Source organism: Limnohabitans sp. (genome assembly GCF_046052765.1).
Taxonomy (GTDB): Bacteria; Pseudomonadota; Gammaproteobacteria; order Burkholderiales; family Burkholderiaceae_C; genus Limnohabitans.
This window is the reverse complement of sequence record NZ_JAVLFQ010000015.1, coordinates 1-7,872: the sequence shown is the minus strand read 5'-3', so window position 1 is coordinate 7,872 and position 7,872 is coordinate 1. Positions and strand designations below refer to the sequence as shown.

General features: G+C 54.5%; 10 protein-coding genes. 4 read left to right on the top strand and 6 right to left on the bottom strand.

Annotated elements, in window-relative coordinates; translation table 11 throughout:
- Positions 1–80: 80 nt before the first annotated feature.
- The 5 genes from AC9UG7_RS01165 to AC9UG7_RS01145 are packed head-to-tail and all read right to left on the bottom strand — an operon-like array spanning position 81 to position 2,790.
- Positions 81–611, bottom strand: coding sequence for a F0F1 ATP synthase subunit delta (locus tag AC9UG7_RS01165; protein ID WP_509583258.1), 531 nt, complete (start codon positions 609–611; stop codon positions 81–83).
- Positions 612–623: 12 nt separating this feature from the next.
- Positions 624–1,094 (bottom strand): F0F1 ATP synthase subunit B, encoded by a 471-nt coding sequence (locus tag AC9UG7_RS01160; RefSeq protein ID WP_509583256.1) that lies wholly within the window; start codon positions 1,092–1,094, stop codon positions 624–626.
- Between the two features lie 31 nt (positions 1,095–1,125).
- Entirely contained in the window at positions 1,126–1,374 is a 249-nt protein-coding gene (gene atpE / locus AC9UG7_RS01155; RefSeq protein ID WP_506612828.1) for a F0F1 ATP synthase subunit C, read from the bottom strand.
- Between the two features lie 41 nt (positions 1,375–1,415).
- Positions 1,416–2,261 carry a F0F1 ATP synthase subunit A gene (atpB, locus tag AC9UG7_RS01150; protein ID WP_509583255.1) on the bottom strand — a complete coding sequence of 282 codons (846 nt, stop codon included), beginning with the start codon at positions 2,259–2,261 and terminating at the stop codon, positions 1,416–1,418.
- 10 nt (positions 2,262–2,271) lie between these two features.
- Entirely contained in the window at positions 2,272–2,790 is a 519-nt protein-coding gene (locus tag AC9UG7_RS01145; RefSeq protein ID WP_509583253.1) for an ATP synthase subunit I, read from the bottom strand.
- A gap of 87 nt (positions 2,791–2,877) precedes the next feature.
- On the opposite strand from AC9UG7_RS01145, the gene AC9UG7_RS01140 reads away from it, so the two are divergent.
- From AC9UG7_RS01140 to dmeF, 4 genes are all read left to right on the top strand, one after another.
- On the top strand, positions 2,878–3,147 hold the full coding sequence (locus tag AC9UG7_RS01140; protein ID WP_509583251.1) for an HP0495 family protein: 270 nt from the start codon (positions 2,878–2,880) through the stop codon (positions 3,145–3,147).
- 68 nt (positions 3,148–3,215) lie between these two features.
- Positions 3,216–3,848 carry a lipoyl(octanoyl) transferase LipB gene (lipB, locus tag AC9UG7_RS01135; protein ID WP_509583260.1) on the top strand — a complete coding sequence of 211 codons (633 nt, stop codon included), beginning with the start codon at positions 3,216–3,218 and terminating at the stop codon, positions 3,846–3,848.
- Positions 3,849–3,861: 13 nt separating this feature from the next.
- Positions 3,862–4,845, top strand: a complete 984-nt coding sequence (gene lipA, locus AC9UG7_RS01130) for a lipoyl synthase (RefSeq protein ID WP_509583249.1) — start codon at positions 3,862–3,864, stop codon at positions 4,843–4,845.
- A 1-nt stretch (position 4,846) separates the two neighbouring features.
- Complete coding sequence (dmeF, locus tag AC9UG7_RS01125) at positions 4,847–5,902, top strand: CDF family Co(II)/Ni(II) efflux transporter DmeF (protein ID WP_509583247.1); 1,056 nt, start codon at positions 4,847–4,849, stop codon at positions 5,900–5,902.
- Between the two features lie 170 nt (positions 5,903–6,072).
- Here the strand turns inward: dmeF and AC9UG7_RS01120 are convergent.
- Positions 6,073–7,872: DUF6537 domain-containing protein (locus AC9UG7_RS01120; RefSeq protein WP_509583246.1), on the bottom strand; the 1,800-nt coding region annotated here is incomplete at its 5' end.

Here is a 7,872-nt window from a genome sequence, read left to right as displayed (position 1 = left end):
GTTCAGAGATTTCTGCGGGATTGAGTTGCATGACTCTTTCCTTCTTCCTATGTAAGGCTGATGTGCAAGAGCGGGATTGCTCAGGCGGTCAGCGCGACTTTCATTTGTTCAAGACGGGCTTTGACAGAGGTGTCGAGCACCTCGTCGCCGACCACCACGCGTACGCCCCCAATGAGCTCGGGCTCGAGCGCCACTTGCACATTGAGTTTGTGGCCAAAGCGCTTTTCAAACACCTTGGTCAATTCGTCAAGGGCCGCGCCCTCGATGGGAAAGGCACTGTGCACCACGGCCTTGCGGACACCGCTTTGGGCATCTACCAGCGCATGGAACTGCACGGCGATTTCAGGCAGCACAGACAAGCGACCGTTTTCTACCAACGCGCTCAAAAAGTTAACCGCTGCCGCAGGCAAGTTTTTCGGACCAACATGCGCGATCAATTCCAGCACCTGACGGTGACTGACTTTGGGGTCATGGGCAAATTGCTGCAAACCAGAGTCAGCAGCAACCACAGCCAGAGCATCCAGCCATTCCACAGCTTGCGCAGCCTGATCATGCACAACCTTGAACAAGGCTTCGGCATAAGGGCGGGCAATGGTTGCGATTTCAGCCATGGGGTCGTGTCCTCAAAGTTCAGTTTTGAGGCGGCTCAACAAATCTGCGTGCACAGAAGCATTGACTTCTTTGCGCAGGATTTGTTCGGCACCTTTGACCGCCAATACTGCCACATGGTCACGCAACAGTTCTTTGCTTTTGAGCATGGCTTGTTCAGCCTCCATGTGCGCGCCAGCAATGATTTTGTTGGCTTCTTCAGTGGCTTTGTGTTTGGCTTCTTCGATGATGACTGAAGCGCGGTGCTCAGCATCAGCAATGCGGGCCGCCGCATCTGAACGATTTTTCGCCAACTCCACTTCCACATGCTTGTGGGCATTGGTCAGTTCAATGTGCGCGTGCTCCGCAGCTTTGAGGCCATGGGCGATTTTTTCAGCACGTTCATCCAGCGCATTTGCTATCGGCGGCCACACGAATTTCATCGTGAACCAGACCAGAATCGCAAAAACAATCGCTTGAACAAACAGGGTTGCGTTGATACTCACGTCAACACCTCTCTATGGGCGGTTGGAAGGATTACTTGAGGACGAAGGGATTCGCGAAGGCGAACATCATGGCGATACCTACGCCAATCAGGAAAGCCGCGTCAATCAAACCAGCCAGCAAGAACATTTTGGTTTGCAGCTCGTTCATCAGCTCGGGCTGACGTGCAGCAGCTTCGAGGTATTTGCTACCCATAATGCCAATACCAATACAAGCACCGATGGCACCCAGGCCAATGATCAGACCTGAGGCAAGTGCAACTAAACCAAGTACGTGTTCCATGAAAAGCTCCTAAGCAAGGTGATGGAAGGTTGAGAAAAAAATCAATGAGCGTCGTGTGCTTGCCCGATGTAGACCAAAGTCAACATCATGAAAATAAAGGCTTGCAACGCAACAATCAGTATGTGGAAGATGGCCCAGATGGAGCCGGCGATGATGTGGCCAATGGGCAGCAATATGCCGCTCAGGCTCATGGCAGCGGCGCTGCCCATGAGAGCAATCAGCATGAAGATGAGTTCGCCTGCGTACATATTGCCAAAGAGTCGCATACCGTGGGACACGGTTTTAGCGACAAATTCAATCATTTGAAAACCGAAATTGATCGGCCAAAGCACAGGATGCGCACCAAATGGCGCGGTGGTGAGTTCGTGTAACCAACCGCCCACGCCTTTGATCTTGATGTTGTAGAACAAGCAAATCAGCAACACAGAAACAGACATGCCCAAGGTGGTAGATAAATCAGCTGTAGGGACCACCCGGAAATAATGGATGCTGTGATCTAAGCCGGTCCACTCAAACACCTTGTGAAACAAATCGACAGGCAAAAAGTCCATGCTATTGAGCAAAAAGATCCACACAAACACGGTCAAGGCCAGCGGTGACACCAGCTTGCGGCTGTGGGCGTTGTGCACAATGCCCTTGGCCTGGGTGTCGACCATTTCAAACAGTATTTCTACTGCGGCCTGAAATCGCCCGGGTACACCGGACGTGGCCGCACGAGCGGCACGCCACAGGAAAAAAGAACCCGTCAAACCAAGCAGCACAGACCAAAAAATCGAGTCCAGATTGACCACTGAAAAGTCAATCACGCCGCCCATGGGCTTGCTTTGAAGATGGGTCAGGTGATGACCTATGTAATCTCCAGCAGTCAGCGTACTTGTTTCCGACATTTTCAACTCTTTACAAAGCGGTGTCAGTGGCACCTACAGACTTGGGTTTGTCCCAAATCAACGCCAACCAATACACCTTCATCGTCACAATCAAGCCCGCCAACAAGGCAGGCCAACTTAATTCGGGCAGCAGTCTCGGTGCAAGCACCAAAAGCAGCACAGCCAACACCCATTTCACTCCCTGCCAAGCCGCAAAACTCATCGCTGCCGTCATGGCATTGAGAGAAGCCGCTGGGGAAGTCAAACCTCGGGCAAACAACGCAGCGGGAACAACCACCGTCAAAGCGCCATACAACCAAGACAACCCAAGCGAAACGCTTGTGAACCAAAGCGCGACGGTAGTTGACAGTAAAACAGCCACCAACATTTGCGCCGCCAACACCCGCCAGACTGACATCGCGGGTTGACTTTGTCGCCAAGCCTGCGCTTGTTGCGCACTCCAGGGTTGAAATTCCTGCTCCTGAAGCACATCATCACCGTCTGCGGATGAATGCGTTTTGCTGGCTAAAGAAGAATCTGTCGCGGTCATCCTCAACGGAACCCTTTTGCAGCAAAGCCACTGATTGTAGGGTATCTTATAGGGCTTTCCCGAATTACCCTTAAAAAAACCCTAGCCATGGCCGGAACCAACGACAGTTTGATTGAATACCCCTGTGATTTTCCAATCAAAGTCATGGGGTTGAATGTGGACGGCTTCATTCCTGCGATCAGCTTTGTGGCCCGTCAATTCGACCCGTCTTGGCTGGAAAGTTCGATTGAAACGCGGGAAAGCAAAGGCGGTAAATACCTTGGGCTGACCCTGACCGTGCGCATGCATAACCGCGAGCAACTCGATGAGCTTTACCGCACCTTGAGCAGCCACCCCATGGTGAAAGTGGTGCTTTAGTGGGCAATTCTGATTTGCCCTTGGTCATACACAAAGGTCGGCAGGATTACGCCAGCAGCCTGCTTGCGATGCAAGATTTCACCGCTCGACGCAATGAGCACACGCCTGACGAAATCTGGTTGTGCGAGCATCCGCCGGTGTTCACCCAAGGTCAAGCCGGCAAACCCGAGCACTTGCTGCAAACCACTGATATTCCCTTGGTGGCAAGTAACCGAGGCGGACAGATCACCTACCACGGGCCGGGTCAGGTGGTGGCCTATGCGCTGATCGATTTGAAACGCGCTGGTTATTTCGTCAAGGAATACGTGTACCGCATTGAGGACGCCGTGTTGAAGACGCTGGCACATGTTGGCGTCACTGGCCACCGCGTGGCTGGCGCTCCGGGCATTTATGTCAGGCCTGACGCGCCTTTTGACCATGCGCTGCTGCCCTCCAGACCACAGCACGGTTTTCCAACAAAGGCACCTGACTTCAGCGGTTTGGCCAAAATAGCGGCGCTTGGCGTCAAAGTCAGCCGGCATTGCGCCTACCATGGCGTGGCGCTCAATGTACACATGGACTTGTCGCCCTTTTCGCGTATCAACCCCTGTGGTTATGCAGGACTCGCAACCACCGATCTTTTTACAATCGGCGTAGCCGTCAGTTGGCAAGACGTGGCAGATATGCTGGGAAGCAAATTGTCCAATTCCTTCATGCCTTAACCCCAAGGTCACCATGACAGCACCCAAAGCACACGACACCGCACCGACTTATGACCCCAGCACCAAGCAAAAGTCATCTGACAAGGTGTCGCGCATACCAGTGAAAGTAGTTCACAGCGGTGAAGCATTGAAAAAACCAGACTGGATTCGCGTCAAAGCCAGTTCGCCGAATTCACGCTTTGGCGAAATCAAAGACATACTGCGCGCCAACAAACTCGTGACCGTTTGCGAGGAAGCGTCGTGCCCGAATATCGGCGAATGCTTTGGCAATGGCACAGCGACCTTCATGATCATGGGCGATAAATGCACGCGCCGCTGCCCATTTTGCGATGTCGGTCACGGCCGCCCGGACCCGCTGGACGCGAACGAACCGGTCAACCTGGCCAACACGATTGCCGCGCTGAAACTGCGCTATGTGGTCATCACCAGCGTGGACCGCGACGATTTGCGTGACGGCGGGGCGGCGCATTTTGTCGACTGTATACGCCAGACCCGCGCACTTTCGCCGCTGACACAAATTGAAGTATTGGTGCCCGACTTTCGCGGCCGCGACGACCGTGCATTGGACATTTTGAAAGAAGCGCCGCCGGACGTGATGAACCACAACCTGGAAACCGTGCCGCGTTTGTACAAAGAAGCGCGCCCAGGCAGCGACTATGCGTTCAGCCTTAACCTGTTGAAAAAATTCAAAGCGCTGTTTCCCAATGTGCCGACCAAAAGCGGCATGATGGTAGGACTGGGTGAAACGGATGAAGAAATACTCACCAGCATGCAAGACATGCGCGACCACGGCATCGACATGTTGACGCTGGGTCAGTACTTAGCGCCGAGCAGCCACCATTTACAGGTCAAGCGCTATGTGCATCCTGATACGTTCAAAATGTTTGAAGACCGCGCTTACGCCATGGGATTTACTCACGCTGCTGTCGGGCCCATGGTGCGCTCAAGTTACCACGCGGATCAACAGGCGCATGCGGCCATGAGTCTTTCGGATTGATATGCACAACGACTCCCTCTCCGACTGGCTTCACGAACACGTGTTTGACGAAGGCAGTCAGGCGGCAGAGCGTGGCACGCGCTTGGTGATGTGGATCACACTGGCCATGATGTTTGTTGAAATTGTCGCCGGTTGGTGGTTCAACTCCATGGCGCTGCTGGCCGATGGTTGGCACATGAGTTCGCACGCGCTGGCCATCGGTTTGTCAGCCACGGCTTATGTGACGGCGCGCAAGTACGCACGCGACCCGCGGTTTGCTTTTGGCAGTTGGAAAATAGAAATTCTGGCGGGGTTTGCCAGCGCTATTGTGTTGCTAGGCGTGGCGCTGATGATGGTGTTCGGTTCGCTAGAACGCATCTGGTCGCCGCAACCCATCCAATACGCAGAGGCGATTGCGGTGGCTGTGCTCGGTTTGGTGGTGAATGTGGTGTGCGCATTGATTTTGGGACGCGCGCACCATCTGCCGCAACAAACAGCGCAAACTATCGCGCAACCTGCACACTTTGACACCAACCAGCACAGCTCTACGCAAGCAAGGCATAAAGCACACGCTGTGCAGGAAAAGCCACCCATAGCAATCACTCGCGACCAACACCATGGTCACGCTCACGGCGGTCATCACCACGATCTGAATTTGAAATCTGCATATGTGCACGTGATGGCAGACGCGTTCACATCGGTGCTGGCCATTGTTGCCTTGCTCGGCGGTTGGTGGTACGGCTGGTCCTGTTTAGATCCGGTCATGGGTTTGGTCGGCGCGGTGCTGGTAGCAGTCTGGGCGCGCGGCTTGCTGGGCGACACTGGCAAGGTGTTGCTCGACCGTGAAATGGACCACCCCGTAGTGGAAGAAATCCGCGAGGCGGTGGAAACCAGCCCGCAAACCCGGGTCACCGATTTGCATGTGTGGCGTGTCGGCAAGCAGGTATTTTCTTGTGCGCTGACCGTGGTCACGCAAGAAACTGAGTTGACGCCTGAACGGGTGCGCCAGCGTTTGTCTGTGCACGAAGAAATCGTGCACTCGACCATAGAAATACACCGCTACCAACGTAAAAGTTAAAGCAACCTGCTGTCAGCGGGCGTTCTTGTCGGCTAAGCGCAATTAAGGGCTGTATGGCCTTTGTTCCCCAGCAGCCTGTGGTCTGCCGGTGTCCACACCCCCAAACGCCTGTCCGTCATCTCCAAGCGTACTCAATGTTTCATTGCTTACATAGCGAATGCTTTATGGCATCAAGCACGCCAAGCATGCAATAAGCCATCCCATTGTTCTCGTGCGGCTTTCAAGTGACGTTCTTTCACATGGCCGTAGCCTTTGATTTTTTCGGGAATACGTGCGATTTCCAATGCCAGCGAATGCTTGTCTGGCGAAAACGTCGCCATCAATTCGCTGATGCTGGCTTTGTATTCATCAATCAGCGCTCTCTCGGTGCGGCGCTCTTCGGTATAACCGAACACGTCAAACGCACCGCCTCGCAAAAAGCGCAAGCGTGACAACAGCTTGAAGCCGAGCAACATAGACGGGCCAAATTTTTGTTTGACCAGTTCACCCTTGTCATTTTTCTTGGCCAGCAACGGCGGAGCCAAATGGTAATTGAGGGTGAAGTCGCCTTCAAACTGATCGGCTATGCGCTTTAAAAACACCGGGTCTGCATGCAAGCGCGCGACTTCGTATTCGTCTTTGTACGCCATCAATTTATACAGATTACGCGCCACCGCCTCGGCCACTTGTGGCGAGGTTTTTTGCTGCACATCCTGCACAAACGCCATGTACTGTTTGGCGTAAGCCTTGTCTTGGTATTGCTCCAGCCAGCCCATGCGTTTTTGCAAAATGGCTTGCAGCGACTCGCGCGCTTTGAAGTTCACCACTTGCATAGGTTGCGTCAAAGCCAGCACTTTGTCCAGGTCGTGCGCGCACCAACGGCCCCACCAAAACGCCAGGCGGTTGGATTCCACTTGCACGCCGTTGAGTTCAATCGCACGCATGATGGCATCTTGCGAGAGCGGTATCCAGCCGCGTTGCCAGGCATAGCCCATGACCATGGGGTTGATGAAGATGCTGTCGCCGAGCAACTGGGTAGCCACTTGGTTGGCGTCGAACGATCCCATGTTGCGTGGTTCGTTACCCACCGCTTGCAGAATGTCTTCCAGGCAACTGTCGCTGGGGTTGGCCCAAGCGCCGTTTTTCACAAACGCCGCTGTCGGTGTGGCCAAACCATTGATGGCCACGCGGGTGCGCCCGGGGCGCATGCGCACCATGGTTTCCTTGCCTGCAGTGACGATAGGGTCGCAGCCCAATATCAAATCGGCGGCGGCGGTGGACACGCGCGTGGTGCGAATCTCGTCTTGCTGCTGTGCAATCAACACATGGCTCCAAGTGGCGCCGCCTTTTTGCGCCAGACCTGCCGAGTCCTGCGTGACGATGCCTTTGCCTTCAATGTGCGCGGCCATGCCCAGCAACTGCCCGATGGTGATGACACCCGTGCCACCGACTCCCGCAACCACGATACCGTAGCCGCCAGGGTAAACACCGCGGGTCAGCGACGGCAGTTCAGGCTCCGGCAATTCACCGAGCTGCGCTGGATCGCGGCGGTTGTCGGCTTTGTTTTTCTTGCGCAACTGCCCGCCTTCGACGGTGACAAAGCTAGGGCAAAAGCCTTTGACACAACTTTGGTCTTTGTTGCAAGTGCTTTGGTTGATGGTGCGTTTGCGACCGAAGTCGGTCTCCAAGGGCTCGACGCTCAAGCAATTGCTTTGCGTACTGCAGTCGCCGCAACCCTCGCACACCGCCTCATTGATAACCACACGAACAGCTGGATCGACCATGGTGCCGCGCTTTCTGCGTCGGCGTTTTTCGGTGGCGCAGGTTTGGTCGTAAATAATGACCGTACAGCCTGTGATCTCGCGCATCATGCGTTGCACTGCATCAAGTTCATCACGGTGTTCAATAGCGACGCCCTCGGGCAAACCCAAGATGGTTCCGGGCACGCCGTTTTGGCCCTGTCTCTTATACACATCTGACGCTGCCGACGA

What these genes read in the sequence shown, in the direction of transcription:
- AC9UG7_RS01165 (WP_509583258.1), bottom strand. Translation starts at nt 611, where the DNA reads ATGGCTGAAATCGCAACCATTGCCCGCCCTTATGCCGAAGCCTTGTTC.
- atpE (WP_506612828.1), bottom strand. Translation starts at nt 1,374, where the DNA reads ATGGAACACGTACTTGGTTTAGTTGCACTTGCCTCAGGTCTGATCATT.
- atpB (WP_509583255.1), bottom strand. Translation starts at nt 2,261, where the DNA reads ATGTCGGAAACAAGTACGCTGACTGCTGGAGATTACATAGGTCATCAC.
- AC9UG7_RS01145 (WP_509583253.1), bottom strand. Translation starts at nt 2,790, where the DNA reads ATGACCGCGACAGATTCTTCTTTAGCCAGCAAAACGCATTCATCCGCA.
- AC9UG7_RS01140 (WP_509583251.1), top strand. Translation starts at nt 2,878, where the DNA reads ATGGCCGGAACCAACGACAGTTTGATTGAATACCCCTGTGATTTTCCA.
- lipB (WP_509583260.1), top strand. Translation starts at nt 3,216, where the DNA reads ATGCAAGATTTCACCGCTCGACGCAATGAGCACACGCCTGACGAAATC.
- lipA (WP_509583249.1), top strand. Translation starts at nt 3,862, where the DNA reads ATGACAGCACCCAAAGCACACGACACCGCACCGACTTATGACCCCAGC.
- dmeF (WP_509583247.1), top strand. Translation starts at nt 4,847, where the DNA reads ATGCACAACGACTCCCTCTCCGACTGGCTTCACGAACACGTGTTTGAC.